The sequence below is a fragment of the Paraburkholderia sp. genome (assembly GCF_035656215.1).
GTDB lineage: Bacteria > Pseudomonadota > Gammaproteobacteria > Burkholderiales > Burkholderiaceae > Paraburkholderia.
This window is the reverse complement of the sequence record NZ_DASRSY010000183.1, coordinates 1-26,620: the sequence shown is the minus strand read 5'-3', so window position 1 is coordinate 26,620 and position 26,620 is coordinate 1. Positions and strand designations below refer to the sequence as shown.

Below are 26,620 nucleotides of genomic sequence, written 5' to 3'. Positions count from 1 at the left end.
AAAGCTCTGGCCACTGGACAGCTCGACGGTGGTGTCGAGGCGGCGCACCGAGAGGCCCGGAATCGTGACGCCGCCCGTCGTGATGCTTGCACTCGAATCGAGCTGGCTGACTTCCGGCCGTACCTTCAAACTGATGTGATTGTCGGCAAGGACGGTCGGCGTGAAATCCAGCTTCACGCCGAATTGTTTGAATTCGATCGTGATCGCGTTGTCTTGCTGCTGGATCGGAATGGGGAACTCGCCGCCCGCCAGGAAGCTGGCGGTCTGGCCTGAGAGTGCCACGAGATTTGGTTCGGCCAGCACGGAAATCAGGCCTTCCTGATTCAGCGCATCGATTAACGCCTGCACTGACGTATGCGAGGTATTGAAGCCGCCCAGAAACGAGTACGCGTTGCTATTCGGGAGGTTCACCGTGTTCGGCGTGGTGTTCAGATTCAGGATCTGACGTCCGCTAAATATGCCCGCCGAGAAGTTGCCGGCAAAATTGCTAATCGTGCTCCAGTTGATCCCGAGTTGCTGCGTTACATTGCGGTCGATTTCCGTAATCCGCACGCGCAGCTGAACCTGCTGCGGACGGGGAATCGACAGCCGATTGATCAACGTCTCCTTTTCCTTCAGGTACGGCGCGAGCGTCTGGACGATCGCGTCAGCGTCGGCCGCATTGGCCACATCACCCGAAATCATGAGCGAGCCCGGTGCGCTGACGAGTTGTAGCCGCAGGGACGGGAAGCGGGCACGCAGAATCGAATCGAGCGTTGTCACGTCCTGACTCACCACAATGGTCTGCCGCAACACCTGTTTGTTGTTCGCGCCGAGCACGTAAAGAGTAGTCGTGCCGGCCTTTTTGCCGAGCACGAAGACGGCGCGCGGATTCGGCACATTGACGTCGGCGATCTCCGGGTCCGCGACGAACACGGCGGTCGCGGGTTCAGACAGGCGGATCATTTCGCCTTTGCCAGCGGCGACCGCCAATTGCGGTTCATAGCTCGTGACCTGTTGCTGCGGTTGTTGCGCGGACGTTTGCATTGAAAGCGGGGTACGTGGCACCGCGAGGACGGTAGCCGGACCCGCTGCGCAGGCGAGCGTCGCGGTGAATGACAGCAGGGCTGCGGCGGACAGTGCCGTGAAAGAGTAAAACATGACGGGTAGATCCGGCGAAGCGATCGGTTCAGATCGGAGGGCAATCATGGCGGTTCTCACTGCGGCACCGGAACGCCGTCGACATACTGTTGCGCAATCGGCTTCATCGCACCGGCGCCCCCCTTGGTCGGTTGCACAGGGGATGGTTGCTTTGCAGCGCTGCCCGCCAGGGAGGAGATGCCAGGAAGGGGCGGCACGCCTGAATTCCACGCGGTTGTCGACTGCTCAGCGCCGTTGCCGACTGAGGTCTTTTCCGAACCGCGGAATACCTGCACGCTCGTCTCCGCCGGGATCGGTCGCACGGCCCCGGGCGGGGGCGCGGCCGGCGCATTCTCGCGTTGCACGCGCGCGGCGTGGGTTATATCCCCCGCATAGACAGGGGCGGGCGCGTCTTCAATGACATCGCTGGCGGCGTTGGCCACCGCCGTGCGCGCGAAACTGCGCAGCGCGAGCGAAAGACTGCCGAGTTTCGCGGCCACCGCGATGACTTCGGCGCGATGCGGGGTGACTTCGAGCGTGACGGTGCGCGCAGTGGCGCGCGCATCCGTGTCCGTGTTGCCTTTAGGACGCTGGAACTGCGAGCCGACCGCCAGCACACGGACCCGCTGAGCAACGGTTTCACTCGTGATGGACATGTCGCGTGACGCGTCCTGCCGGTCAAGTTGTTGCGTCAGCAACAAATCAACGTAGTCGCCAGGCTGGATCAGCCCTGCGTTGCCTGACACGTCGTCGATCGCAACCGAGACTGCTCGCATGTCCGGTTTGAGCGTGGCTGCCAGAAAGCCCGGGTCATTCGCCGGGATGACATCGGCGCTAACGATGATCGCGTCCTTCGCAATCGGATGACGCAGCAGCGCGCCTTTCAACTCGATGCCTTCAGTGCCCTTAACGATTGCACCGGCTGGCACGGAGTCATTGGCGACGGCGCGCCAACTGAAATCGCTGTCGCGAAGTAGCAGCCCTTCGGGCAGGTCCGCAGCCGCGGCACGGATCATCCTGTTTGTTTCCACAGGTCCCGGGGTAGTGTTGGCGGAGTTGAGGTAAAGCGTTCGGGCGAGTATCGCGAAGAGGCCCGCGGCAAGCACGAGCAGCAGGAGTTTGAACGTATTGGACATGACGGCGGCCCGGGCTGGAAGCTTAGAAACGAGGCAAACGGAAAATCACGGGCAACCAAAGACCGGCCATACCACCGAGCGCGAGCGCGACGCCATAAGGCACGCCGCGTTTCGCGGAGAACCAGTGGGCGATTCTGTTAATGTCGCTTCGTGGCGCCGCGGATTGCGCGCTCAGGCTGCCGGAGGCTCGATGGGTCAGAGCGTGGTCGCGGCGGCGGGTAAAGCGGGCGGCCAGCAGGCTGCATACGGCAACCGGCAGGCCCGCTATGGAGACGAGGAGCAGGACGGGCCACGCGAGCGCGCTGCCGGTCCAGACGAAAATTGCAGCGGCGAGTTTGACGTCGCCGCCGCCGACCCAGCGCAGCGCAAAGAGGCCAAAGCCGATCACGAACACAGTGAGCGCAACTGCGCCATGGGAAAGAATGAGCGAAAGCGGGTCGCCCGCGAACAACGCGTCGACGAAATACAATCCTCCAACGATTGCCACAAGGCGTGTAGGCAGCCGGCGATGGCGGATGTCATAAGCCGCGAGCGCGCAAAGCGCGACGCTGGCGAGCAGACGGATCAATGGAGACACGGATGTAGGCTCTCGTGACGGCGGTGCAGTGCGATTGCACCGCCGTGCCCAGGCTTAGTTGGTCGCCGGAGCCTTGGTCACCGCGTTGTTCACCTGCGCGTTGCCCTTCACGAACAGGTTCTTCACGTTCGTACCCATCGTGACTGCACCGACCGTAACTGCACCGACGATCAATGCCGCGAGGATCGCGTATTCAATGGCGCTCACGCCACGTTCGTCCTTTGCGAAGCGCTTCATCAACTGACGCATTTTGCCCACCCCTTTTCCGTAATTGAAAGCTTCCTTTTGAATGTCACGACATGCTATCGACACCATGGGAAGTGATTTCATCGTACTCGGGACGTCAAGAATTAATTCACCGATATGACGGGATTAAGTGCTGTATTTTAAGGCTTAAAGTTTCGACAAAAAATGCCGATAAGCGTCTTCCGATGCGCCAGCTTGATAGCGAGAAAAATACTTAATTGAGAATTCGAGGCAGGCGAAGAAGTGCTGAAGGGGGGCGAAGCGTCAGTATTACATCGATCGCGAGGTTGTAGTATACCCGGGTTGTAACGTTTGCGCGTGCCGAATCGGTAAAAACGTTAGAGCGTGTTAGGAACTTTGAATAATCGGTGCGACATGTACAAGCATGAGCATGGCAAAGACAACGAAGTGTAGGCCTGCCGGGTGTGGTGCAAATAGCGATCAACGAATCGGGTAGAGTGTCGAGCTGATCGATTTGAGGGGCCGCAATGAGCAGGCTGAAGAGTCTGGACGGGCTGTTCGCCGGCCGTCACTTTGACCGTGACGTGATCATTCTTTGTGTGCGCTGGTATCGTAAGCGCGCGATTTCGCACACCTAGCTTCCGTTGTTGAGCAGGCTCACGATTGCGTCCGCAACCCAACTTTGCGGACGCAATCCATGACATAAGATGAGCTGAGCTTTTTGCCCTTGCGCGTGACACGTGTTGGTGTCGGCGGCAAGCGAAGCTTTGACCCGGCGGACAAGCGACGACTGGTCGAAGCCTGTCTGCGCCCGGGCGCCTCGCTATCGGGCCTCGCCCTTAAGGCTGGCGTGAACGCCAACCAGCTGCATAAGTGGGTTCAGGCACGTGAACAAGGCCGGCCCCTAATCAGGCACGATGTGGCGGTCGCATCGTCAGCGTTTGTTCCAGTCGTCGCGATCGACGAGCCGACAGCGGTCATGGCGTCCGCGCCCGCGTCGCACCGCGCCACCAGTGCGGACTCATCCTGCGTTTCACCACACTCAACACGACCGGCACGGCTGTCGGCTCACCTGCCCAACGGCGTGAAGCTTGAGCTCGAATGTTCAGCAGACGACGTGGCAATCGCAAATGCGGTGGTCGCTGCATTGGGCGCGCGTTGATGTTCCGCTTCGAGGCGGACCTGAAGGTCTTCCTGCATCGCGAACCGATCGACTTCCGCGCCGGCATCAATAGCCTCGTGACGCTCGTCGAGCAGTCCATGCAGCTCGATCCGTTTGCGCGCGCCGTGTTCGCCTTCCACAACCGCAAACGCAACCGGATCAAACTGCTGTTCTACGATCGCAACGGTTTCTGGATGATGTTGAGGCGCCTCGAGGAAGACCACTTCGTATGGCCACGCCGGCAGCAGACCGTATTCAAGCTGACGAGCGAGCAGTTGCACTGGCTCCTGGAGGGAATTGACATTGATGCTGTGCGCCGCCATCCGGTACGGTCTTACCATCACGCCAGATGAGCATCGGGCGTCGCTCGTCAGCAATAACTGGCCGGACTGTTACAAATTCCCGTAAACCCATCGCGGGCGACACTTCGCTATCGTGGAGGCATGAACGAGGACGACTTCTCCCGATTGCCGCCGGCCGCCCAGGCCTATATCCGTGAACTCGAGTCACGCAACCGGCAACTGGGCGAACGGATCACGCAGCTCGAAGAGCAGTTCCGTCTCGCGCAAAGCAGGCGATTTGCCCCGAGCAGTGAGAAGCTCAAGGATCGTGTCTTCGACGAGGCCGAGCAGATCGCCGGTGGCGAACCCGACGACATGGACACCGACGACACGTTTGTGCTCCCCGACACAGGTCTGCCGGATCCATCTGTGCCCACGGGAAGCAAGCCGGGACGTAAGCCGTTACCGGCGCACCTGCCGCGTCAGCGCATCGAATACGATCTGCCCGAAAGCGCGAAGGTATGTCCGTGCTGCGCGCACGCACTGCACCGCATGGGCGAAGAGCTCAGCGAACAGTTGCATATCGAAGTAAAGGCCTCCGTGCTTCAGCACGTGCGCTTCAAATACGCGTGCCGTCACTGCGAGCGTCACGCGGAGCGCACGCCGGTGATCACGGCACCCATGCCCGCCCAGCCGTTACCGGGAAGCAATGCCAGTGCGGCGATGATCGCCACGGTCACTGCGGGTAAATACGTTGACGTCACGCCCCTGTACCGGATGGCCCATGCGCTCGCACGCGCGGACATCGAAGTCGGACGAGGCACGCTGGCGAACTGGATCATCCGGCCTGCTGAGCTGCACTACAGCCGGTTGTACGAGGCGCTGCGCACAACACTGCTGTCGCAACAGCTGATTCACGGCGACGAGACAACGGTACAGGTGCTCAAGGAGCCGGGCAAAGCCGCCCAGAGCACCTGCTTTAACTAGCGCTTACCTGGTATCTACGCTACAAGCTCAGCCTGCTCATCGCGGCCCCTCAAATCGATCAGCTCGACACTCTACCCGATTCGTTGATCGCTATTTGCACCACAGCCCGACGTCGTGTGTCACTGACCCGCTTCGGTCGTGCGTCGGACTGGCGCGTCGCCTGGCAACGGGGCGCGCGGCGCATTTCCCCCTGACTCGCCGGTCTCGGGCATGCCGAGAAGGAAGACCGTGAACGCGACCAGCGCCACCCCCGCCAGCGTCAGAAAGGCGGCGCTGTAGCCGGCTTTCACGACAATGAGACCCGCGACCGTATTGCTCAGCGACGCGCCGATGCCCTGGGCCGTCGCGACCACGCCCTGACTGACGTTGTAGCGACCCGTGCCGCGCATCAGATCGGCCAGTATCAGTGGCGTCAGTGCCCCGAAGATGCCCGCGCCAACACCGTCGAGCAACTGCACGCCGACCAGCCAGAACGCATTGTCCGATAGCGTGTAGAGAACACCGCGGACCGGCAGGATCGCGAACGCGGCCAGAAAGATCGGCTTGCGGCCCCATGTATCGGCTTTCGCGCCAACGAGGAGGGCCATCGGCAGCATGACCGCCTGCGCCGCGATGATGCAGGCCGACATCAACGCGGTCTCCCGCCCGGCATGTGCGAGCGCCAGCTTCTGCCCGACCATCGGCAACATCGGCGCGTTCGCGAAGTGAAAGAGCGCGGCGCAGGCGGCGAACACCAGCAGCGGCTTGCATCCGACCAGCACGCTCCAACCCGACGGCCTGTCCGGCTGGTCGGGCCGATCGGTATCGAGGCCGCGAGCCCGCGCATAATCGATGGTCCGCGCCGGGATCGACAGCACGGCCGTCACGGCCACCACTGCGAAGACCGGTACCAGGTAGAAAACCGCGCTTTGCGAGAACCACCAGCCAATGAAGCCGGCGACCACGGCAATGAACACGTTGCCGGCATGATCGAACGCGGCGTTGCGCCCCAGACGGGCGGCCAGCCCCTGTTGTCCGAGTACGCCCAGCGTGATCGCCGCGACCGCTGGTCCGAAGATGGCGCCCGCTATGGCCATGGTTGCGTTCGCGGCCGCGACGACCGGAAAGATGGGGAAACGCGTAATCGCCAGCGCGCTGATCGCCAGCATCACCACGCCAACCACAATGATGCCCCGCTTGAAGCGGGTGGCATCGATGAATGCGCCGACCGGTGTGTGGATCGCGAGGCCAATGACGCCGCTCGCCGTCATCACGGCGCCGATGGTCGCCTGGTCCCAATGCTGCCGGGTCAGCAGGAAGACGCCGAGATAGGGCCCGAGTCCGCCTCTGACATCAGCAAGGCTGAAATTCAGCCAGTCCAGTGGCGCGTGATAGCGCATCCCGACCTCCGGCGCTCAGAATCCCGCGCGGCCCCGCCGGGCACTGCGCACGACGTTTTCGGCCAGAATCACGGCGAGACCGAGAACCAGGACCGCAGCCTGCCCGTACGGCGGGAGTGCAACGTGACGAAGGGCCAGCGCACAGAGTGCGACCCACCCCAGCACGGCGAACACAAGACTGCCGTCATCGACAAACAGCCCGATGAGTTCGCGGATGATGGCCTGCAGGGTACGTATCATCAACGGTCACCTGCTAAAAGTTGGACGTGAATGCTTCTGGCGCTGACGTCGGCACCAGACGATGGTGGCGAAGGCAACGGCGAAAAAAGCCGCGATGAGCACAAGGATCGACCAGTCGCCGCCGGGCCACGCCGCGCCCATGCCCTCGCCCGTCCAGAACGTACCGAAAGCGGAGAGAAATTAGCGCTGAGCGCCATCCTCGCACGGTACCCACCGCGAGCACGACCGTCAGGGCTTCGACGCCTTCGACCAGCGAGGCCAGGAAAGCGGCCAGCATCGAGGCGCCGGCATGCGCCAGCGGCATCATTTCGGCGCTCCCCGCGGCGGCCACTTCCTGCCGTTCCTGTTCGGTCCGAGCTGCGTGCCAAGGATGCCTTTCTCCGGCCAGGTGCCGATCGCGTTGGCGTCATCGCCGCTTTTGCGCAGTGGGGGGGCAAAGTGGCCGGACTGGCTGGTCCGCACCCGGATCACATCGGTCCCCCGACGGCCGTCGAGGGTTTCCATCTGCACCGTGAGATGGTGAACACCGTCGGCGACCATCGACGTCTCCCAGGGACAATGCCAGACTGGGCCCGTCCCGATCGGCGACATGCGCAGCGGGAGCCCGTCGTCGATCGAGCAGGTGGCGGCCACCACGCGGGCGTGATCGAATACCTTCGTGCGTATATCGACGGTGCCGGCAACCAGCTGATCCTTGCGCGTCGCGTCAACGATGAACGCCTCGTCGGCGGGAGACGTGATCATGACGAGCGGTGCGTCACCGCGCGGATTGAATTTCCAGCTGACGACACCGTTGTCCAGATTGACTACCGAGAACCCGACCGGGCCTTCCTCGACCTGGCCGGTGGAGCGCGTCGTCGCATAGATGGTCTGGCCGTCGTTGGCGATCTCGTTGTAGTGCGTATGTCCCATGTCAACCATCAACACCCGGTGTTGCCGCACCAATGCCGTCACCTCCGCCGCGCTGCCGCCCAGCTCGCTCGGATAGGTATGCATGAAGAGGACCGCGCGCTGACGCTGCCGGGTGGCTGCCTCCAGTTCACTACGCAGCCAGACGGTCTGGACCTGCCCGAAGCCGAAGCGTTTCCTGTCGCCCGAATTGAGCGAGTTGAGGAACACGCAGCGGTACGGACCGGAGACGAAACTCTGCACGGGCTCGGGCTCCAGATATGCGCGGAAGAGGTCGAGACTGCCGGTCTTCATGTCGTGGTCACCCGGGATCGCATAGAGCGGAATCGCCAGCCGATCCACAATGGGTTTCACGAGCTGGTATTCGTCCTCGCTACCGCTGTCGACGTTGTCGCCTGGCAGCACGGCGAAGCTCACCCGCCCGGCGAGGTGATGGTTCGCATGCGCGACGAGCGCCACGAAGTCCTGATAGTTCTGCTCGTGCGCCTCGGTGATGTGGAGGTCGCCGAAGTGAAGCCAGCTGAGGATGCCGGCTTCGTCGAGTCGGATGGCGCTTGCCTGCCGCCTTGCGAGTTGGGTGATGTGCATGCTGGTTTCCTCCAATGATCATGAACTCAGAAATTCGCGTCGCGCCGACGATTGCCGTTCAACCAGAGGCCGTCCGTCTATTTCTGGAAGGTTTATCTAAAGGTGAGCCACAGCACGCCAACGGCGATGGTCAGGACGGTCAGTGGTGCGCCCACCTTGAAGTACGTCCCGAAGCCGATCTCGACGTTCAGCGCGCGTGCACGTTGCACGACGATCAGGTTGGCGACCGAGCCAAGGATCGTGAAGTTGCCGGCGAGCGTGGACGCCATCGCCACCGTGAGCCAGGCGTGCTGCTGATTCTGGAGGTGCGCGACGAAGGGTTTGAGTACCAGCACGGCCGGCACGTTGCTGACGATGTTCGACAGCACAGCGGTGATGCCGCTCAGGACCGGCAACTGGTCGAGATGCAGGCGACTCACGGACGCGATGATCTCGGGCGACAGGACCGTCTTCTCGAGCCCCGCGACGACCACGAAGAGCCCGGCGAACATGATCAGCAACGATCCGTCGATCTCGCGGTAGACCTTGTCGGCCTTGATACGCCGGGTGAGCAGCAGCAGCGCGCCCGCGACGATGGCCACCTTGGCCGAGGGAAGACCGGCAAAGAAACCCACCACCATAGCGAGCGTCACGAGCACCGACTTGATCACCAGCGACCGGTTCGCACGCGGCGCTTGCGGTTCTGCATGGAGCCGGTCGCGGGTCCAGAATTCCCGACGGAACGCGAGCACGATCAGGATCACCGTGAGCAGCAGACCGATCGCGGCCACCGGCGCGAGCGTTGCCGCGAACGTCCCATACGGAACCTGCGACAGGCTGCCGATGATGATGTTCTGCGGGTTCCCCGTGATCGTCGCAGTGCTGCCGACGTTCGACGCCATTGCCACCGCCAGCAGGTAGGGCACCGGATTGCGCCGCAACTGCGTCACGAGCCCGAGGACCAGAGGCGTCAACACGAGACAGATCGTGTCGTTGACCAGGAAAGCCGAAAAGAAACCCGATACGAATGTCACCGCGGCCAGCAGGATGACCGGGTGGCGTGCACGTGTCACCACCCACGCATTGACCAGCCGGAAGAAACCGGAGAGCCGCAGATTGGCGACGACAATCATCATGCCGAGCAGCAGCGTGATCGTGTCGAAGTCGATTGACTGGTAGGCCTCCTTGAGCGTCATGATCCCGCAGGCCACCATCAGGCTCGCGCCGACCAGTGCCGCGCCCGCACGGTCGAGGCGCAAGCCGGGGATCGTGCCGACGGCGACAACCAGGTAGGTCGTGGCGAAGATGACGATCGCTGCCGTTTCCGGCGCAAAATGGCGAATCGCCAGTGCGGTGGTACGTGCAGCACCCGGATCGATCCTCCACAAGAAGTAAGCGATCAGACCAATCAGTGCGATCGCAACTATTGCCAGGCTGAGCCAGCCGATCACGCGAACGCGTGGTCGCCGTCCCGTGGGTTGCGGCGGAGCCAAAGTAGTAGGAGTAACGGGGGGCGGGAGGTCAGGCGACATGGCGTCAGTTCCCGGTGGCGGCAGCCGGGGCTGCTCTGGTTGTGGTGGCCAGGGTGTCCGGCGGTGTCGGCGCAGCGTCTGGTCCCGGTGTGTCGTCTCTTCGGGTCTCCGGCATCGCGATCCAGTACAGCAGGAATGCGGCGAGCGCGATGGCTGCGAGGAACAGGAACGCCACGCTATAGCTGGTCTTATCGACGAGGAAGCCGGCGACCGGGTTACTCAGCGCCGCGCCCAACCCCCAGGAGGCAGAGGTCGCGCCCAGCGCGAGGTTGTAGTGACCGGTGCCCTGCGTGAGATCCGCGACTACGATGAAGAACAGCGCGCCGAAGATGCCGGCGCCAATCCCGTCGAGGATCTGGATCGACACGAGGTAATACGGATCGCTCCAGAGCGTATAGAGCAGGCCGCGGATCGGCAGCACGGCGAAGCCCGCGAGGAACAGAGGCTTGCGTCCCCAACGGTCTGCCTTGCGGCCGACCAGCATCGCCATCGGCACCATCACGATCTGCGCGACGATGATGCAGGCGCCCATGAACAACGTTGCCGTCCCGTGGCTGCCTTGCGAAAGCTTCTCGCCGAGCAGCGGCAGCATCGCCGCATTGGCAAAGTGAAACAGCGTGATCGCCAGTGTGAAGATCAGCAGCGGTCTGGAGCCGAAGATGACCTGCAGCCCGCTCGGCCCGGATGGATCGTCGTGGTCAGCGCCGCGCGCCTGAACATGGTCGATCTCACTGCCGTTGATCGCCAGCGAGGCGCCGATACTGACGGCGGCCAGCAGGGCGACCAGCCATAGCACCGCCACCGGGGCAATGAAGTAGCCCGCCAGTCCGGCCACGATGGCGGTGAAGGCGTTGCCCGCGTGGTTGAAGGCCTCGTTGCGGCCCACCCGCCGCGTGAACGCCTGGCGGCCGACGATGCCCAATGAGATGCCGGCGATCGCCGGCGGAAACAGCGCGTCGCACGCGCCCACCACCGTCTGCGCAATCGCGAGTGGCCAGAAATGCGGAAACACCGACATGACCACGGTAAATCCGGCGACCAGTGCAGCTGCTACAGCGATGAGTCCACGCTTGCAGGTGGTCCAGTCGACCAGCGCCCCGCAAGGCGGGCGGGCCACCACGGTGGCAACACCCGCGATCATCATGACCACACCGATCCGGGTCGCGTCCCAGTGCTGGCTCGACATCAGGTAGATCGCGAGGAATGGCCCCAAGCCGTCCTTGACGTCGGCGAGAGAGAAGTTCAGCCAGTCAAGCGCGGTGCGGCTTTTCATCAGAGGTCTCCGGGATCCATTTAGCGAAAGCAGTCAACCACCCGCGCCCGTCGAGGCAACGCCGATTAGTCGACGGTGTCGCCCTGCTCGTGCGCGGGTTCCTGCGCGTTGTCGTGCGACGGCTTCTTCGGCTTCTCCCCCTTCTCGGGTTTCTTCGACTTTCCGGGTTTCTTGTCATTGATTGCACGAGCCGTGGCCGCCGACGCGCCGATCTCTTGCACCTCGATCACCGTGCCGAATCCGGTCACGAGTCCCTCGCCACGAATCGCAAGTGTGCTCCCCGGTACCAACAACCCGGCGATCGCATCGGTCTCGTGAGGTGGCCATCGGACGATCCGACCATCCTCAAGGAGCGCCCTACGCACTTCGCCCTTCGGTCCGTGCAGCACCCGTTGAACGATTCCGTCCGCTTGCATCGGGTGCCGTCCGGCGTTGGCGATGTGCTCAGGGATCGGTTTCTTTTTCTTGTGATGAACGGGCGGTCCGTTGTCGACGATCCGGGTGCCGTCCGCGGTTTCGATGGCGACCGCAGCAATCATGTCCGCAGCGCGTGGCCGCACCCCGCGCACCCTGATCGCGTCGCCCGGATGGACGGTTGCGCACATCGCATCAGACAGGTGAGGCGGGACATGCACCTCGGTACCGTCGGTCAGGATCATGCCGTCAACATCGCCGTGCGGATTGAGCAGGAACCGGTCGAGGTGGCCAGACGTTTCAGGCAGGTGATCGGGGTCGAGCCAATGCATGGCCAGTTGTCCCTCTGGAATCAGCGAAGGGCGCATTGCCCCCTTCGTGGGTTACGGTTGCTGCAACGGAGCCACGGCCGGAGCAGGGGGGGGCGGGGGCGGAGCGAAACCGGCGAATACCGGTGGCGGGCCGCGCCGGCCTTTCTTGCCGCCGCCCCCGCCTTTGCCTTTTCCTGGCGGGATCTGGACCTGACTCAGCTGGTCGCGTGTGGCGCCGATCTGCCACACTTGCAGCACCTTGCCGATCGCATTGGCGAAGCCGGTCCCGGTGACGACCACGGTCTGGCCGGGTTGCAGCAGAGCCGCGAAGCGCCAGGCCTCGGGCGGCGGCAGGCGCAGCACGGTGCCGTCATCCAGCAATGCGCCGTTCACCTCGCCCTGCGGACCGTGCAGGGTCATGCGGATCCTGCCCTGTGCTTCGACGAGGCCGGGGACCGGTGCGGCCATACCCGGTTGCGGCACGCCGACACCGGCTGGCCCGAAGGTCGGTGGAGGCGGTGGTGCACCACCGCCACCCTTAGGACCCTTTGGGCCGGGTTGCCCGTTGTCGATCACGGTCCGCCCGTTCGCGTTGTCGGTGATGGAAGCGGCCTGGATCAGCGGGAGCGCCGCTGCACGCAAGCCGTGCACCGTGACGGGATCACCCGGCTTGACCAGGTAGGCCAGTTCGGTGGAGAGACCGGGCGGCACCTTGACCTCGGTGCCATCGCTCAGGATCAGCCCGTCGATATCGCCGCGTGGAGTCAGCGTGAACTGCCGAAGCTGACCTTTATAGGCGGGGAGTTGTTGCGGGTCATACAGGGGGCGCTGATTGACGGCGGCCGACCATGGCTGAAGGGCAGGGGGAGGCGCGTTCTGTGCGAGCGCGGCCGTGCCGAGGGTAAGCATCACCGACGCACACATCAGGTTCAATTGCCAGGGGGACTTCATGTCGTTACTCCTCATGAGCTCAACAATTGCAACTCGTGAGGGAACTAATGCAATGCCTATGCCAGACAGCAAGTCACGGGTTTTCGGGCCGTTCCAGCAATTCCGGCCGTGCTGGTCAACCGGACTGTCCGTTTCCCTGACACCTGGTGTCCGGTCTTCTGACACGTCGAGCCCGTAGCGCTTCATCCTGCCGTACAGGAACTGCCGATTGACATCAAGCCGCCGCGCCGCTTCGGCCCGATTGCCGCCGCTCCTCTCGAGCGCGCGGCGAATCAGCATCTCCTCGAGTCGCGCCAGTGCCGTCGCCAGCGCTTCATCCGGTCAGTCGACGACGACCGCCGGTGGCATGCGACCTTCGTCGAGGAATGCAAGGTCAGCCGCGTGGATGGATTCGCCACGCACCATCACCGCGACGCGCTCCATCGCGTTCCTGAGTTCGCGCACATTGCCCGACCACGTGTGCCGGATCAACCGGGCAGCGGCATCCGCCGACAGGCGCTTGACCGCACCGGTGCGGCCGAGAAAGTATTCAGCGAGCGGGACGATGTCGGCAATGCGCTCGGCGAGCGGTGGCAGATGGATCGGCACCACATGCAACCGGTAGAACAGATCCTCGCGAAAGGCCCTATCGTGAATACCCTGCACCGGATGGTTCTGGTGCAAATGGTCTCGTCGAATCGGCTAAAGTAGTGAGCCTGACGAACTGGTAACCGATGATGAGCAAGCGGAAAGGTCTGGAGGGGTTGTTCGATGGGCGGCATTTTGATCGGGAGATCATCATTCTGTGCGTACGCTGGTACCTTCGCTACAAGCTCAGCCTGCGCGATCTGGTCGAGATGATGGCCGAGCGGGACTGTCGCTGGCGCACACGACGATCATGCGTTGGGTGAAGCGTTTTACAGGGGTGTTCGTCAAGCGCTGGAATCGGTTTTCGATACCGGCAGGCCGGTCCTGGCGTGTTGACGAGACCTACCTGAAGATTCGTGGAAAATGGGTTTATCTATATCGAGCGGTGGATCGGGCGGGCCAAACAGTAGACTTCATGCTCAGCGCAAAGCGCGACGTGGCTGCGGCAAAGACCTTTTTCAGCAAGGCAATCCGGCATCGAGGCCAGCCACCGGAGACGATTACGCTCGACGGGTATGCCGCCTCACACCGGGCCGTGCGGGAGATGATCGCCGACGGCCCGCTGCCTGAGGGAACGAAGGTGCGCTCATCGAAGTATCTGAATAACCTGATTGAACAGGACCATCGAAGCATCAAGTCCAGAACGAATGTGATGCTTGGCTTCAAACGGTTCAGGAGTGCTGCGACCACGATTTCAGGCATCGAGTTGATGCATCGCATTCGCAAGGGTCAGTTCGACCTCTGCGCTCCCGCACTCAACGATACCACTACACCCTCTGTGTGGAATGCTGTGCTGTTCGAGCGATAAGGTATCCAAAATTATACAGAAATTCTCGGCCACGCGGTCTATTTGCAACAGAGCCATCAAGCGCACGAATGGACGGACGTTTGCCAATCGATGCGCCGGTTTCACTGACTGTCGGTCTTCTGAGCGACATATCCCTGAACGCGCGCCCGTCTTCTTGCGGCCCGCTGTGGAATGAGTGCGACGCAGGCGACAATGAAGCAAAGCAGTATCAGGGATGCATACAGCCGGCTGATGTGCAGGCCGCCCTGCGCTAACGGCTTGTCGAGGAGGTCACCGAGGGTCGCACCAAGCGGGCGCGTCAGGACGAACGCGGCCCAGAAGAGCAGGGTGTGAGAGATTTTCGTCCAGAAGTAGAGCGCAGCTACAACGGCCAGACCGGCCCCGAAGATAAGCGCACCATATTCGTACCCGAATCCCAGGCCGCCGCGGTCGGAGCCCGCCACCCAGTCGCCAAGCGCGGTGCCGAGCGTCTGAGAAAACATGATCGTGCACCAGTAGAACCATTCGATCCTCGGCGTGGCGATGCTCTGAACCGACACGCTTCCTTCGACCCAATACCAGATCGCGAGGCTGGCGATGAGCAGGCTGAAAACAATGGCGACGCCGCCCGGATAACCGACGCCAAGCGACCGATCGGCGAAGTCCGCGATCGTCGTTCCGAGTGTCGTCGTCGCGACTATCGTCGCCCAGTACAGAAACGGGTGAAATTTGCGAGCCTTGATCTGTGTAGAAACGAGGCCGATGAAGACGACAGCAAAAATCGCCGAGCCAATCAGGTAGCCAAGCTTCAGCGACATCGTCACCCAGTCTCCGCCCGTCTCGCCAAGCGTCGTGGCGGCGATCTTGATGACCCAGAAGCCGAGAGTCACCTCGGGGACCTTGCTGACAGCCTGTAAAGCAAGGCTACGCGCATTACTCGTCATGTCGGATTCTCCCTGGATAGTGTCAGGAACGTGATGCAGCAATACTGGTGCCCAACCGTGACGCCCGCATCGGCGCAGAAAGCGGTGGCCTGGCGTCCCCCGTGAACAGGTGCTCACCGCACGACGCTCAGTCTCGCTGAACAAACGCTGCCGATCAGATTCATGCAGGGCATCGACAGGTCCGCAGGCAGAACACGGAGCATGTCAGTGTAGAACCGGTTTTGCCCAAAGCAGCAATATCTGCATAACCGGCGCAAATCGCACCTCAGGAGAGGCGAACGCTGACGTCACGGAGGCCTGATCCGGCCGTCAAAATGAGCAATACCGTGAACCATGCTTACCCTCATTGCGGGAGCCAACCCGGCTTTGTGGGCCACCTCTGTGTATTGCCCGCATCAGTGGTGCCGGTATAGCTTCCGCCGCTGGTTCATGGTGCGCCGGTGATGCCCTGCCTTGCTGGACGCATGGGTCGAGCCGTTGGTTGGTGTCGCTGTGTTGCTCGCTTGCGCTGCCGTCGAGTGCTGTACGGCATTCTGCATCGGGCTCTGCGGGTTTGTCGGTGGCGCGGAAGTCTGCGCATGTGCCTGCGTTGCCATCAGCACGATAGCGGTAGAGGTCAGGACAATCATTCGTTTCATGTCTAGCTCCTGAGCAACAGTGCGCAGCACACACGTGCGTGCTGCGGTTGTGCAGTCTGTGTTGCAAGTCGTCGGGCGGACCTGGAGAGGCGGATGGCGCAACTCACGAACCATCCGCATTTGCTGTGCGTTGCGGTTACGTGCAATCGATGCGCGGTGCTGTTGCAGCGGACGGATAGTGATTCTTGTTGCCCAGGTGCCTGCGCAACCTGGCTGTCGCATCGATTTGTGCTTCGATGCGCTCACGGGTGCTGAGCGTCTGCATGCCAGCCGGCTGCATCGATCGTGGTTCGTTGACCGCGCACACCACCTGTTTTCCGTCACGCAGATGCACGGTCGTCATATAGGTACTGAACGGAGTGGCAAACGCAGTGCCAGTAGCGGTAGCAAATACTGCAGCAGCGAGCGCAACCTGGAAAAATGTACGCATGATAAGTTCTCCTTCAAAGCGGCAACGACCACACTAGTACTCATTGTCCAGCCGCGTTCCTTAACGCACGCTGAACTGATCCGGTCGACTGACGCACGGGGCTCATAGCCTGTTGCGGAAAACGCGGCGCATGCCAGGCTCCCACTGCTGCTCCGGAAGCAATCTCTGGGCGCGGACGGTCTCGAGCGTCTTCCGACGAGGGTGCCTATGAGCCGGAAGGTCGAACCGATGAACGACTTCGCACGATTGATTCGCCAACACCTCGACAACACTGTTGTTTGCAGATCCTGGAAAACCGGCCCGCCGCTCGCGATTGTTTGCGAAAGCACGCCGACTTTTGGTCTACCGTGCGCAAAGAACTGGTTTCAGAAAAGCCGGATCTGGGCATCAGTGGTGGCCGTACAGCGGTTCCCCCATTGCAGCCGCGGCATGGCGACCCGACTGCGTTACACCACCCACCACTCCGCCCACCCCTGTGGAAGCCGCTTGCGCCACGTAGTTCTGCGAAGCAACGCGGGCTTCGGCGGCCTGAAGGTCAGCTGGATAGATAGCGTCGTCGCGTTTTGCCGGATTGTAGCCGGCCCTCTCCAGCTGGACCAGTTCGGCGCGCACCTGTGCACGGGTCATCGGCGCTTTCGGCTGTTCGGCAAACGAGGCGACCGGCGCCGCTAGCACAGCGGCAACAACAGCCTGAATAAGTAATTTCATGATTTCGAACCTCCACTATTTCTACCGATACGGACAGCCTCGGTGACCACACGGCAATCCGTTCGCGGTACGTCGTACCTGTTGACAGAGGACCGCCAAGCCTGCTTCACAAAAGTCATATTGGCCGGTCAACATTGCTAGCACCTTTCCCGAACGTTACATCGGGGTAAGGTTGAGCGAATTGCGCGGAAGCAATGGACCGCGTTATTACACTCGACTGGAACAGTTGAAGCTGAAAGCGGTGAGCAGCAGCATCGGCATGCTGAGCGTGAGAAAGGTCGGCGAGCGTGCGTACGCCACGGCGATGGTCGCACTGGCTGCGCAATAGCTCTCAATTGCCACCGCGCCGCGCCCGCCTTGCCGCGGCGAGCACTGCTGTGTTCCGCGCGTTGCCAAGGTTCGCGAATCAATCATCGATTTGCGATATACGCCTTGCAATGGAAGCGACCATTCATCGCCCGGAGACTCGCGCAGTCCGCGCAGCCCCGAGACATGGTAGGTCGATTGCCGTCTGCGTTGGCACGCGTCACCGCGTGCGCAGGCCAACGCCCATGGCGGGCCGTTCGATCTCGGGCGGGAAAACGCACCACGAGCCGTCGTCATGCCGGAAAAAGAAGATGGCGAGCGACCCGGCGAGTCGCGATGCCTCGACGCGTACATAACGTCCCCTGCTGGAATGCGTGCGACTGAACTGGGTGACGTGAGCCGGCATCGCCGGGCTCGGCGCGAGCCATTTGTCGACCAGCCAATGCAACGACTTTTCTCCGGTGTTCATCTGCATCTCCTTCGACCTCGGTCCCGTTGCCCGGCTGGACCGGTTGCGTCCGCGGTTGTACGGTTCTGCGTCGCAGGGCTGAACGATGTCGATGCGTCTGCGCTGCAGATTCCGCACCGGACCGGTCCGCATGCGGTCCCAACAGCAACAATATTGGGCGCTCAATCTTGCCGGGACCTGTCCCGAACGTTACATCCTGGCAAGAGTTGACTGATCGCCCGAAGGGAAGGGACTTCCGGTGGAAGAGGCGACGGGAAGCGTGACGGTGAATACCGAACCTCGGCCAGGACTGCTCGTCGCGGTGACATGGCCCCTGTGCGCTTCGACGACGGCCTTCACCAGGCTAAGGCCCAGTCCCAGGCCGCGTTGCGAGCGACTACGGTCCCCGCGATACAGGCGATCCCAGCTTTTCAAAAGCTCCTCGGGTGTCATGCCGACACCGGAGTCCGCGACGCGGATCACGATCATGTCCTGCGAGACGTACCCTTGCACGTCGACCCGACCGCCGGCAGGCGTGTACTTGATGGCGTTGTCCAGCAGATTCGCCATGACCTGTCGAAGGCGGTTGCGATCCGCCGCCATCCATAGCTGCGGTGCGGTGAGCGACATGGCAATGGCCTTTTCTTCAGCGACAAGCTGGTAAAGGTCAATCGCATCAGCCAGCAGCCTTGAAATGTCAACGGGCTCCAGGTGCAATCTGAGCGTGCCGGTTTCTGCCTCGGAAATGTCCATCAACGTGTTAAGCATCTGGAGTAGCTGATCCGATTCCTCCACGCAGTCCGCCAGCGCGTCCCGATAGCGGTCGGGCCCGGATTCCGATCGCAGGGCAATCTCCGCCATGCCGCGGATTCGGGCCACGGGTGTGCGCAGATCATGGGCGACGTTGTCGAGCGCGCTACGCATACCCTGGATCAACGCCGCGATCCTGTTGAGCATCCTGTTGAACAGCTTGCCGAGTTCGTCAAGTTCGTCACCGGTGTCGTGGATCGGCACCCGCGCTTCCATAGCCCCTGCCTCAATTGCATGGACAGCCTCAATGAGTTGTCGAACCGGTCGCAGGGATCGCCGCGCGAGAAACATCCCGCCGAGCAGACCCACGACCACCATGGGAACCATCACGCCGCTCACGATCCGTCCAAAGCGTTCGAGGACGCTATCGCGCTCTTCCGTGCTCGTGCCGATCTGCAGAATCGTGCCGTCGTGCAGACGCGTACTGAGAAGCTCGAGGTCAGCCTCATCGTGTTTTGCCGGCAACCGGATCAGAGTGCCAGGGTTGGCAAGCGGCACGTGCTCAAGCCGGCTCACGTCGAACGCCGTCCATTGATCTGGATTCCGAACGAAGACGGTAATGTTGCGAGGCCCGGCAATGCGGATAAAAAACGAGTTTGATTTGCGCCGCCGTGTCTCAAGAGCGAGCTCTTTTTTCAGTCCCGCAAGGTCGGTTGCCTGATATTGGGCAGCCAGTTGATGAAGCCGCTGCTCAATGTCGTCGCGGTCATCCTGTCGCAAGGTGGACGCGAGGAGGAAGTATGCAAGCGCAAAGAGTGAGGCCGTGCTCAGAATGAAGAATGCCGAGTACCAGAGCGCGAGCCGGAAGCTGATCGTTTTGCGAAAAGGATCAAGGGCCTTTGAGAACATATCCTACCCCCCTGATGGTATGAATCATCCTCACGGGAAAATCCCGGTCGACCTTGTTTCGTAAACGGCAGACCAGCACGTCGACGACGTTGGTTTGCGGATCAAAGCTGTAGTCCCAGATATGTTCCAGAATCATTGTCTTCGACACCGGACGACCCGCGTTACGCATCAGGTATTCGAGCAGGGAAAGTTCGCGTGGTTGCAGATCGAGTCGTCGACCACCACGCTTCGCCTCGCGGGTGAGCAGATCCAGCGTCAGTTCGCCGGCGATCAGGCCGGCCGGCTCCGAGGTACCGGTGGAACGGCGGATCAGCGCGTGGACACGCGCGAGCAGTTCGGCCAGCGCAAACGGCTTGGTCAGGTAATCATCGCCTCCCGTCTGCAGCCCCTTGACCCGGTCATCGACGCTGCGTTTGGCGCTGAGGATGATGACGGGCGTTGCGATCTTGCTGCGTCGTAGTGTCTCGATGAGCGACAGGCCGTCCAGCCGGGGCAGCATGATATCGATGACGGCCGCGTCATAAGGACTGGTCAGTGCCAGTTCCATGCCACCCACGCCATCCTCCGCATGGTCGACGGCGAAGCCGGCCTGCTGGAGCGCCGTAATGACAAACGAGCCAATCTTTCTGTCGTCTTCAACGACCAGAATGCGCATGACGCTGATCCTTTCGCCGCCGACCCGGGCCGGGGCGGTTTCGACGGAGCCGTGCAAAACTGCCCACCATTGTACGACCCGATTCTGCGGTGCCGGCAGTGATGATCCTGCTGACGCGGCCCGCACCAGCACCGATGGGGATACTTAAGAGGCCTGGAGAATTTTGATAACCCGTGGTGAATACGGAATCTCCGCAATGATTGCAGTGCCGGCTAACCGCATGATATCGGTCCGGATTGATCGTGAAACCAGCGCGCAATCACGATAATCTGAATCACCTGTCGATGCACTGGAGCGCCGGCACAGCGATGCGCCCGCCAGGTCGTCCGGTGACGGTCTGTCGTTAGATCGACTAGGGTCTGTTGACAATCATCGACGAGGGGGCTGTTAAGGAAGGTCTGCAAAAGTCCTGGCATTGCGCTGCAGCCGAGCTATCCTGGAAACAGAGCGAATTTGGAGAGGAGCAACGTGATGACGCAGCTTGGTCTTGGTCTGGATCTGTCAACAAAGCGCACGCGCAAGCGGGAATTTCTCGATGAGATGCGACGTGTTGTGCCCTGGTTGAAGCTGATTGCGCTGATCGAGCCGCACTATCCCACCGGCAAAACCGGTCGGCCGCCGTTCCCGATTGCAACGATGCTGCAGATTCATTTCATGCAGCAATGGTTCGGTTTGTCAGACCCTGCTATGGAAGAGGCACTCTATGATGTGCCGCTTTATCGCGAGTTCGCGGGGCTCGACGGCGGGATGGTTCGCTTGCCGGATGAAAGCACGATTCTCCGGTTCCACCATCTGCTGGAAACGCACGGACTGGCGGTGCAAATGCTGGCGCTGGTCAATGAAATCCTGACGGACAAAGGCCTGATGCTGAAGGCTGGGTCGGCGGTCGACGCCACCCTGATTGCCGTGCCCAGTTCGACAAAGAATGGCTCCGGCACGCGCGATCCGGAAATGCAATCAACGCAGAAAGGTGGCAACTGGTACTTCGGGATGAAAATGCATATTGGCGTCGACGCCGACTCGGGCCTGGTCCATACGGTCATTGGAACGGCGGCCAATGTGCACGACATCACGGTAGCCCAGGCGTTGCTGCACGGCGAAGAAACGGATGTGTACGCGGACGCCGGGTATCAGGGTATCGAAAAGCGTTGTGAGGCTGACGCGGTTCGTTGGCATGTTGCAATGCGACCGGCAAAGCGCAGGAAACTGGATCTGAATGATTCGCTGGATGCGATCTACGATCAGATCGAGCGCCTGAAGGCGGGTATTCGGGTCAAGGTCGAACACCCATTTCGCATCTTCAAGCGGCAGTTCGGTTACACGAAGACCCGCTATCGTGGTTTGATGAAGAACATCGCCCAGATCACCAAGTTGTTTGCTTTGGGCAATTTATGGATGGCGCGTAGAGCTTTGCGCAAAGCTTGAAACACCGCGCCGATGAAGGCCATATGTCTGGTTGAAGCGCTCCGGCGCGCGGTAAAACCCTGGCACCACTCACCGACAAAGATCTGAACGCCGAGGCTGCGCTGGATGTGAAAGATAACGCTTCAAAAGCGGGTTGTGCAGACCTTCCTTAACCTATTTAGGGTGACACCTCCGGGCAAATGAGGCCGTCGGAGGAAGTCAGGTAGAGGCGATGCCTTGTTAGATGAATGTCGTGTGACGCTCGCCAGTCGCCCTCGGTCAGGCGGACCGGGCCGTAGCGCCTCCAGCTGTTGCCAGGATTAAAAATCGAGCTTGTCGAACTCGCCGAATCTTGGCTCGAACTACGGAACTCGGTGAAAGTATTGCAGCCACAGAAAGTTTGCAGCACTGTGAATATTCTTGCAGGCAGTTGAGCGGTAAAAGAGCGACACAGTCGCGGCCTCCATCGATATTGCGGTCGTCGGTGAACAGTTACTCATCGTCTTCGAGCTTTTCGGACGCGTTATAGCGCCTAGGCTTTTTTATTGATCGGACCGAGATACATCCGCGCCCCTAATTGCGACTAAAGATAGGGAATCTGCCGGCATTACCGGGCCTGCACGTCAACGTCGAGCCCGTTCGTTAACCGCGGTTGCACGATAGGCACGCCTGAGATCCGCTTGACGACACGCGCCGAGGCGATAAGGAACACAATACAACACTCCTTTTTTCTTCGCGTGATTCCGCGCGATGTCGGCAAGCCGGTGTCTGGGAAACGGATTCAGCAGGCGGTCGCGTAGTTCGGCCAGATAGCTCAACGCCTCAGGTGGGTGGGTCGTCACAACGGACAAATAGCGACCGAGGAACACCGTCGCCCTAGTTCCGCCAACGATGACGGAATTGTGCCAAGAGGTTCGGTCCCGGCCTATAGGTTTCGGCGTCCGCGGCATACCTGAATCGGAAAACACCAAACAACAGCGCATTCGTGCTGAATCCACTGCTGCGTGCCGTGCAATGCGGTATCAAATTTTTACGGAGCTTCCATAGAATAAGTATCACAAATGGAGACTCTGCGATGACGAATCTTTCCCTTCCTCCCCAGACGTGTTTGCGCCAAATCACCATTCCTGCAGACGACGATCCGCAGGAAACACGCGAATGGCTCGAGGCCCTTGAAGCCGTCGTCGTGCATTGTGGGCAGGAACGGGGCCTTTTCCTGTTGCGTAAACTGCTCGATGCTGCGCCGCTGTTGGGACTGACGACGACGGTGCCGAGCAATACGCCCTATGCCAACACGATTTCCGTTGAGCGTCAGCGACCCTACCCAGGTAATCTGGAAATCGAGGAGCGCATTACCGCCATGGTGCGTTGGAATGCACTCGCCATGGTGGTACGGGCCAACAAGGCTTATGGTGAGTTGGGCGGCCACATCTCGAGCTATGCGTCGGCGGCAGACCTGTTCGAACTCGGTTTCAATCATTTCTTCCGCGCGAAAAGCACCACTGGCGGCACTGACCAGGGCAGCGATCTCGTCTACTTCCAGCCGCATTCAGCGCCGGGTGTTTACGCGCGTGCGTTTCTTGAGGGGCGTTTGTCGGAGCAGCAACTGGAGAACTTTCGTCGTGAGACGGGTGGCAACGGTTTGTGCTCGTATCCGCACCCCTGGCTGATGCCCGACTTCTGGCAATTTCCCACTGGATCGATGGGGTTGGGCCCGATCCAGTCCGTGTACCAGGCGCGCTTCATGCGCTACCTCGAACATCGCGGGCTGGCCCAAACGAGCGAGCGGCACGTGTGGGGCGTCTTCGGCGACGGTGAGATGGACGAACCCGAATCGATTGGCGCCATCCCGCTGGCAGCACGCGAAAAGCTCGACAACCTGACCTTCGTGATCAACTGCAATCTGCAGCGTCTCGATGGGCCTGTGCGCGGCAATGGGCAAATCGTGCAGGAACTGGAAGCCCTGTTCCGCGGCGCGGGTTGGAACGTGATCAAGGTTCTGTGGGGTAGCGCGTGGGATCCGATATTCGCACGCGACCATTCCGGTGCATTGCTTCGCGCGTTTGCGTCGACGATGGACGGCCAGTATCAGACCTACAAGGCGAAGGACGGCCAGTACGGGCTTGACCATTTCTTCGGGCAGAACGACGCGCTGAAGTCGCTTGTCGCTCACATGACACCCGGCGATGTCGCTGCGCTCAACCGCGGCGGCCACGATTTGCGCAAGCTCTATGCGGCCTTCGACGCCGCGCGCAAACACAAGGGTCAACCGACCGTGATCCTCGCGAAGACGATCAAGGGCTACGGCATGGGTCGTGCAGGAGAGGCGCAAAACACGACACACCAGCAGAAAAAACTCGATGTGGAGGCACTCAAGGAGTTTCGTGACCGCTTCCGGCTCGGCCTCACGGACGACGATCTCGAGCACATGCGGTTCTACCGGCCCGCGGACGACAGCGAGGAAATGCGTTATCTGCATGCACGCCGCGAAGCGCTCGGCGGCTATCTCCCGGCGCGGCGCAAACGTGCGGAGCCGGTCGCTGTGCCGCCGCTTGCGCAGCACGCCCAGTTTGCACTGCAAGCAGACAACAAGGAGATGTCGACCACCATGGCGATGGTGCGGATGTTGACAGCACTCCTGAAAGACAATGTTCTCGGTCCACGCATCGTACCGATCGTCGCCGACGAGGCGCGTACCTTCGGGATGGCGAGTCTGTTCCGGCAAGTCGGGATCTATGCGTCGCAGGGACAGTTGTACGAGCCGGAAGATGCGGGTTCGATCCTGTACTACCGCGAGGATGTCGGCGGCCAGATTCTCGAAGAAGGCATTACCGAAGCGGGCGCCATCTCGTCGTGGATCGCAGCCGGCACGTCCTACAGCACGCACGGCACGGCGATGCTGCCGCTCTATATCTACTACTCGATGTTTGGCTTCCAGCGCATTGGCGATCTGATCTGGGCAGCCGCCGATCAGCGCGCGCGGGGCTTTCTGGTGGGCGCGACGGCGGGCCGCACTACGCTCTCGGGCGAGGGGCTGCAACACCAGGATGGCACGAGCCACGTGATAGCGGCCACGATTCCCAACTGCCGTGCTTACGATCCGGCGTATGCGTACGAGCTGGCTGTGATCGTCGACGATGGCATGCGCAGGATGATGGAGCAACAGGAGGACGTCTTCTACTACCTCACGGTAATGAACGAAAACTACGCTCAGCCGACCATGCCGGAGGGTGTCAGGGAAGATATCGTGCGCGGAATGTATCGCCGTGCGAACGTGCAACCGGTTCAGCCGCGCGGCAAGGTTCGTCTGCTCGGCAGCGGCACCATTCTGCGCGAGGTGGAGGCCGCCGCGCAACTCCTCGCCGACGACTGGCAGATCGAAAGCGAAGTGTTCAGCGTAACGAGCTTTTCTGAACTTGAACGCAATGCGCGCGAGACTGCCCGCCAGCGTTTGCATCATCCGGATGCGGCCGCTGCGCCGAGCCACCTCGAAACGATGCTGACAGGCACGCAACCGGTGATCGCGGCCACCGACTATGTGCGGGCGTATCCGCAGCTGATCGCCCCTTACCTCGATGCGCCGTTCTCGGTTCTGGGTACCGACGGGTTCGGCCGAAGCGACAATCGTGCTTCATTGCGGCGCTTCTTTGAGGTCGACCGCGCCTACATCTGCGTGACATCGTTGCGCGCGCTCGCCGATCAGGGCGTGCTGCCGCCATCGGTGGTGAGCGACGCGCTGCGCCGGTACGGCATCGACGCGAACAAGCCGAATCCGGCGACGGTCTAGCGCGGCGAGCAGGAGAGTCCGCGAATTCAACACGCCGGATTTCGGCGATTTCAACGACGTTGGCGGCTTCGGGGTCATGCTGCCTCGAACGGACCGCCGCGTCTTCTATCGACTGCCAAGGAAACTGGTGTGAAAGAAAAGATCCTGATTACCCGCAAGGTGTTTCCGTCCATCGTGGGACGCCTGCAGGAACACTTCGACGTTGAAAGCAACGATGCGGACTACATCTATGCGCCTGACGAATTGCGCACGCGTCTTCAGGGCAAGGTCGGAGCACTTGTGAGCGCGACGGAAATCATCAACGCGCCGCTTGTCCAGGCGTGTCCGTCGCTACGAGCCGTTGCGAATATTGCCGTTGGCTACAACAACCTCGATCTGGCGGCGCTGTCGGCGGCCGGCGTGGTCGCGACAAATACGCCGGACGTGCTGACCGAAACCACTGCCGATTTCGGCTGGGCACTCCTGATGGCGACCGCGCGCCGCACGGGCGAAGCGGAGCGCTGGTTGCGGCTCGGCCTGTGGGACAAATGGGCGCTCGACATGTTCCTCGGCGTGGACATTCACGGCACATCGCTCGGCATTCTCGGTATGGGCCGCATCGGACGAGCGGTGGCGCAACGTGCCCACGGCTTCGGCATGACGGTGAGATATCACGACCGGACGCCGATCGCGTTGGCGGACGAGAAGGGCGCACAATTCTGCAGCAAGGAGGCGCTGCTGAGCCTCTCGGACCATCTGGTGATCACGATGCCGTACGACGCCGCGTCGCACCATACGATCGGGCGGCGTGAGCTTGCATTGATGAAGCGGACGGCCACCCTCATCAACATTTCACGCGGCGGTCTGGTTGACGAAGACGCGCTTGCCGATGCGCTAGCCGAAAACAGGCTGGCGGGCGCCGGTCTGGACGTCTTCGAGCGAGAGCCGTTTGTCTGTCCGCGGCTGCTTGCCAACGCGCGGGTAGTGGCCACGCCGCATATCGCAAGCGCCAGCCTGAAGACGCGTCTTGCGATGGCCGATCTCGCCGTCGACAACCTGATCGCCGCATTGGGCTACGGAGCCTGTGCCGGACAGCCTCCCTCGCCATTGAACCCGGCGATGTTGCACGCCTGAACAGGGCACGCACCCACCGGGTGCGTGCCGCTCCATGCGTTAGAATGCCTGACTTGAAGCATCCAGACG

At 61.5% G+C, this 26,620-nt stretch carries 25 protein-coding genes and 2 pseudogenes; 8 read left to right on the top strand and 19 right to left on the bottom strand.

The genetic code is table 11. The annotated features are described in order from the left end of the window. The 4 genes from VFE81_RS10615 to VFE81_RS10600 form a co-directional block, all read right to left on the bottom strand. Nucleotides 1-1,140 (bottom strand): type II and III secretion system protein family protein (locus VFE81_RS10615; protein ID WP_414695575.1); only part of this gene is annotated, 1,140 nt, incomplete at its 3' end. Between the two features lie 56 nt (nt 1,141-1,196). Next, entirely contained in the window at nt 1,197-2,255 is a 1,059-nt protein-coding gene (gene cpaB, locus VFE81_RS10610) for a Flp pilus assembly protein CpaB (protein WP_325044548.1), read from the bottom strand. Nucleotides 2,256-2,277: 22 nt separating this feature from the next. Further along, the gene (locus tag VFE81_RS10605; RefSeq protein WP_325044547.1) at nt 2,278-2,832 is read right to left on the bottom strand and encodes an A24 family peptidase; all 555 of its coding nucleotides are present in this window, start codon (nt 2,830-2,832) and stop codon (nt 2,278-2,280) included. A 54-nt stretch (nt 2,833-2,886) separates the two neighbouring features. Continuing rightward, nucleotides 2,887-3,069: a Flp family type IVb pilin gene (locus VFE81_RS10600; RefSeq protein ID WP_325044546.1), complete on the bottom strand. Its 183-nt coding sequence runs from the start codon at nt 3,067-3,069 to the stop codon at nt 2,887-2,889. 497 nt (nt 3,070-3,566) lie between these two features. Between VFE81_RS10600 and VFE81_RS29040 the strand changes: the two are divergent. From VFE81_RS29040 to VFE81_RS10585, 4 genes and pseudogenes are all read left to right on the top strand, one after another. Then, nucleotides 3,567-3,668, top strand: a pseudogene (locus VFE81_RS29040) (IS6 family transposase); the annotation flags it as partial. Nucleotides 3,669-3,751: 83 nt separating this feature from the next. Continuing rightward, nucleotides 3,752-4,201: an IS66-like element accessory protein TnpA gene (tnpA, locus tag VFE81_RS10595; RefSeq protein WP_325044551.1), complete on the top strand. Its 450-nt coding sequence runs from the start codon at nt 3,752-3,754 to the stop codon at nt 4,199-4,201. Beyond that, a complete protein-coding gene (gene tnpB / locus VFE81_RS28975; RefSeq protein ID WP_414695574.1) occupies nt 4,141-4,554 on the top strand; it encodes an IS66 family insertion sequence element accessory protein TnpB in 414 nt (137 codons plus the stop codon). Before tnpA ends, tnpB begins: the two co-directional genes overlap by 61 nt. A gap of 90 nt (nt 4,555-4,644) precedes the next feature. Continuing rightward, a pseudogene (locus VFE81_RS10585) lies at nt 4,645-5,463 on the top strand (transposase); the annotation flags it as partial. A gap of 125 nt (nt 5,464-5,588) precedes the next feature. On the opposite strand, the gene VFE81_RS10580 reads toward VFE81_RS10585, so the two are convergent. The 8 genes from VFE81_RS10580 to VFE81_RS10545 all read right to left on the bottom strand — a co-directional run bounded on the left by VFE81_RS10580 (nt 5,589) and on the right by VFE81_RS10545 (nt 13,708). After that, on the bottom strand, nt 5,589-6,848 hold the full coding sequence (locus tag VFE81_RS10580; RefSeq protein ID WP_325044544.1) for an MFS transporter: 1,260 nt from the start codon (nt 6,846-6,848) through the stop codon (nt 5,589-5,591). A 15-nt stretch (nt 6,849-6,863) separates the two neighbouring features. Further along, complete coding sequence (locus VFE81_RS10575; RefSeq protein WP_325044543.1) at nt 6,864-7,088, bottom strand: hypothetical protein; 225 nt, start codon at nt 7,086-7,088, stop codon at nt 6,864-6,866. A 303-nt stretch (nt 7,089-7,391) separates the two neighbouring features. Further along, nucleotides 7,392-8,585: a metallophosphoesterase gene (locus VFE81_RS10570; protein ID WP_325044542.1), complete on the bottom strand. Its 1,194-nt coding sequence runs from the start codon at nt 8,583-8,585 to the stop codon at nt 7,392-7,394. A 92-nt stretch (nt 8,586-8,677) separates the two neighbouring features. After that, on the bottom strand, nt 8,678-10,015 hold the full coding sequence (locus VFE81_RS10565) for an anion transporter (protein WP_325044541.1): 1,338 nt from the start codon (nt 10,013-10,015) through the stop codon (nt 8,678-8,680). 85 nt (nt 10,016-10,100) lie between these two features. Beyond that, the gene (locus VFE81_RS10560; protein WP_325044540.1) at nt 10,101-11,369 is read right to left on the bottom strand and encodes an MFS transporter; all 1,269 of its coding nucleotides are present in this window, start codon (nt 11,367-11,369) and stop codon (nt 10,101-10,103) included. 65 nt (nt 11,370-11,434) lie between these two features. Next, complete coding sequence (locus tag VFE81_RS10555; protein ID WP_325044539.1) at nt 11,435-12,151, bottom strand: hypothetical protein; 717 nt, start codon at nt 12,149-12,151, stop codon at nt 11,435-11,437. 15 nt (nt 12,152-12,166) lie between these two features. Further along, entirely contained in the window at nt 12,167-13,342 is a 1,176-nt protein-coding gene (locus VFE81_RS10550) for a helix-turn-helix domain-containing protein (RefSeq protein WP_325044550.1), read from the bottom strand. A 24-nt stretch (nt 13,343-13,366) separates the two neighbouring features. Next, on the bottom strand, nt 13,367-13,708 hold the full coding sequence (locus tag VFE81_RS10545; RefSeq protein WP_325044538.1) for a hypothetical protein: 342 nt from the start codon (nt 13,706-13,708) through the stop codon (nt 13,367-13,369). Between the two features lie 53 nt (nt 13,709-13,761). Here VFE81_RS10545 and VFE81_RS10540 point away from each other — a divergent pair. Next, nucleotides 13,762-14,480, top strand: a protein-coding gene (locus VFE81_RS10540) for an IS6 family transposase (protein ID WP_325044549.1) whose coding sequence is annotated in 2 segments (ribosomal slippage) — nt 13,762-13,894 and nt 13,894-14,480 — 720 coding nt in all. Because the reading frame shifts where the segments join, the coding sequence is not laid out codon by codon here. Nucleotides 14,481-14,581: 101 nt separating this feature from the next. Here VFE81_RS10540 and VFE81_RS10535 read toward each other — a convergent pair. The 7 genes from VFE81_RS10535 to VFE81_RS10505 form a co-directional block, all read right to left on the bottom strand. After that, nucleotides 14,582-15,403 (bottom strand): hypothetical protein, encoded by an 822-nt coding sequence (locus tag VFE81_RS10535; RefSeq protein WP_325044537.1) that lies wholly within the window; start codon nt 15,401-15,403, stop codon nt 14,582-14,584. 395 nt (nt 15,404-15,798) lie between these two features. Further along, a complete protein-coding gene (locus VFE81_RS10530; protein WP_325044536.1) occupies nt 15,799-16,041 on the bottom strand; it encodes a hypothetical protein in 243 nt (80 codons plus the stop codon). A 136-nt stretch (nt 16,042-16,177) separates the two neighbouring features. Next, on the bottom strand, nt 16,178-16,471 hold the full coding sequence (locus tag VFE81_RS10525; RefSeq protein WP_325044535.1) for a hypothetical protein: 294 nt from the start codon (nt 16,469-16,471) through the stop codon (nt 16,178-16,180). 387 nt (nt 16,472-16,858) lie between these two features. Next, nucleotides 16,859-17,179 (bottom strand): DUF4148 domain-containing protein, encoded by a 321-nt coding sequence (locus tag VFE81_RS10520; RefSeq protein WP_325044534.1) that lies wholly within the window; start codon nt 17,177-17,179, stop codon nt 16,859-16,861. Nucleotides 17,180-17,705: 526 nt separating this feature from the next. Then, on the bottom strand, nt 17,706-17,954 hold the full coding sequence (locus VFE81_RS10515) for a hypothetical protein (RefSeq protein ID WP_325044533.1): 249 nt from the start codon (nt 17,952-17,954) through the stop codon (nt 17,706-17,708). A gap of 189 nt (nt 17,955-18,143) precedes the next feature. After that, the gene (locus tag VFE81_RS10510; protein WP_325044532.1) at nt 18,144-19,592 is read right to left on the bottom strand and encodes a HAMP domain-containing sensor histidine kinase; all 1,449 of its coding nucleotides are present in this window, start codon (nt 19,590-19,592) and stop codon (nt 18,144-18,146) included. After that, nucleotides 19,573-20,247: a response regulator transcription factor gene (locus VFE81_RS10505; protein ID WP_325044531.1), complete on the bottom strand. Its 675-nt coding sequence runs from the start codon at nt 20,245-20,247 to the stop codon at nt 19,573-19,575. Before VFE81_RS10505 ends, VFE81_RS10510 begins: the two co-directional genes overlap by 20 nt. Nucleotides 20,248-20,718: 471 nt before the next feature. On the opposite strand from VFE81_RS10505, the gene VFE81_RS10500 reads away from it, so the two are divergent. The 3 genes from VFE81_RS10500 to VFE81_RS10490 all read left to right on the top strand — a co-directional run bounded on the left by VFE81_RS10500 (nt 20,719) and on the right by VFE81_RS10490 (nt 26,551). Beyond that, nucleotides 20,719-21,672 carry an IS5 family transposase gene (locus tag VFE81_RS10500; RefSeq protein ID WP_325044530.1) on the top strand — a complete coding sequence of 318 codons (954 nt, stop codon included), beginning with the start codon at nt 20,719-20,721 and terminating at the stop codon, nt 21,670-21,672. Nucleotides 21,673-22,726: 1,054 nt separating this feature from the next. Then, nucleotides 22,727-25,438, top strand: a complete 2,712-nt coding sequence (mdeB, locus tag VFE81_RS10495; RefSeq protein WP_325044529.1) for an alpha-ketoglutarate dehydrogenase — start codon at nt 22,727-22,729, stop codon at nt 25,436-25,438. A 129-nt stretch (nt 25,439-25,567) separates the two neighbouring features. Then, nucleotides 25,568-26,551 (top strand): D-glycerate dehydrogenase, encoded by a 984-nt coding sequence (locus tag VFE81_RS10490; RefSeq protein WP_325044528.1) that lies wholly within the window; start codon nt 25,568-25,570, stop codon nt 26,549-26,551. Nucleotides 26,552-26,620 lie beyond the last annotated feature (69 nt).

Coding starts and splice junctions, on each gene's coding strand:
- VFE81_RS10555 (WP_325044539.1), bottom strand. CDS start 12,151: ATGCGCCCTTCGCTGATTCCAGAGGGACAACTGGCCATGCATTGGCTC.
- VFE81_RS10575 (WP_325044543.1), bottom strand. CDS start 7,088: ATGATACGTACCCTGCAGGCCATCATCCGCGAACTCATCGGGCTGTTT.
- VFE81_RS10505 (WP_325044531.1), bottom strand. CDS start 20,247: ATGCGCATTCTGGTCGTTGAAGACGACAGAAAGATTGGCTCGTTTGTC.
- VFE81_RS10500 (WP_325044530.1), top strand. CDS start 20,719: ATGACGCAGCTTGGTCTTGGTCTGGATCTGTCAACAAAGCGCACGCGC.
- VFE81_RS10570 (WP_325044542.1), bottom strand. CDS start 8,585: ATGCACATCACCCAACTCGCAAGGCGGCAGGCAAGCGCCATCCGACTC.
- cpaB (WP_325044548.1), bottom strand. CDS start 2,255: ATGTCCAATACGTTCAAACTCCTGCTGCTCGTGCTTGCCGCGGGCCTC.
- VFE81_RS10530 (WP_325044536.1), bottom strand. CDS start 16,041: ATGAAACGAATGATTGTCCTGACCTCTACCGCTATCGTGCTGATGGCA.
- VFE81_RS10520 (WP_325044534.1), bottom strand. CDS start 17,179: ATGAAATTACTTATTCAGGCTGTTGTTGCCGCTGTGCTAGCGGCGCCG.
- VFE81_RS10510 (WP_325044532.1), bottom strand. CDS start 19,592: ATGTTCTCAAAGGCCCTTGATCCTTTTCGCAAAACGATCAGCTTCCGG.
- VFE81_RS10580 (WP_325044544.1), bottom strand. CDS start 6,848: ATGCGCTATCACGCGCCACTGGACTGGCTGAATTTCAGCCTTGCTGAT.
- VFE81_RS10525 (WP_325044535.1), bottom strand. CDS start 16,471: ATGCGTACATTTTTCCAGGTTGCGCTCGCTGCTGCAGTATTTGCTACC.
- VFE81_RS10600 (WP_325044546.1), bottom strand. CDS start 3,069: ATGAAGCGCTTCGCAAAGGACGAACGTGGCGTGAGCGCCATTGAATAC.
- VFE81_RS10535 (WP_325044537.1), bottom strand. CDS start 15,403: ATGACGAGTAATGCGCGTAGCCTTGCTTTACAGGCTGTCAGCAAGGTC.
- tnpB (WP_414695574.1), top strand. CDS start 4,141: ATGTTCAGCAGACGACGTGGCAATCGCAAATGCGGTGGTCGCTGCATT.
- VFE81_RS10515 (WP_325044533.1), bottom strand. CDS start 17,954: ATGAACACCGGAGAAAAGTCGTTGCATTGGCTGGTCGACAAATGGCTC.
- mdeB (WP_325044529.1), top strand. CDS start 22,727: ATGACGAATCTTTCCCTTCCTCCCCAGACGTGTTTGCGCCAAATCACC.
- VFE81_RS10560 (WP_325044540.1), bottom strand. CDS start 11,369: ATGAAAAGCCGCACCGCGCTTGACTGGCTGAACTTCTCTCTCGCCGAC.